This is a genomic window from Sedimentibacter sp. B4, from assembly GCF_000309315.1.
Classification (GTDB): domain Bacteria; phylum Bacillota; class Clostridia; order Tissierellales; family Sedimentibacteraceae; genus Sedimentibacter; species Sedimentibacter saalensis.
The window spans coordinates 1-425 of sequence record NZ_CANG01000204.1; the positions used below are offsets into that span (position 1 = coordinate 1).

Consider the following 425-nt stretch of genomic DNA (forward strand, 5'->3'; position numbering starts at 1 on the left):
CATGGTCAGCAGGGTCAGGTTGTAGGGCGTCCCGGTCTTGCGCAGCCGTTCCAGGGTGTCCTTCGCGTGGACGAACAGGCGCGCATCCGACAAGCCCCAGATCGAGATGTTGGACGGGTCCTCGCCTTGGGCCTCCCACTTCTCGCGGCCCTCGATCGAGGTGTAGCCGTGGTCGGTGAGGTAGGTGTCCTTGCCGCCGAACCGGACGTTCGCTCCGCCGACGTAGGCGTTGGTGTAGCCCTGCGCCTCGAGCACGTCGCCCAGGCAGGTGGCCCCCGGTAGGTAGGTCTCCACCTGCTCGCCCTGGACGTTGGAGTTCACCCCGATGGTGAGCAGCTTGCTCTTCAGCGGGAAGCCGCACTCGGTGCCGACGATCCCGGCCATCGTCCAGCCGCCGGTCGGATACTGCTGCAGGGTCTCATAGC

At 66.6% G+C, this 425-nt stretch carries 1 protein-coding gene; it reads right to left on the bottom strand.

What is annotated here, in order from left to right; all coding sequences use genetic code 11:
* Window positions 1-425 (bottom strand): sulfatase-like hydrolase/transferase (locus tag BN358_RS26210; protein ID WP_368730808.1); only part of this gene is annotated, 425 nt, incomplete at both ends.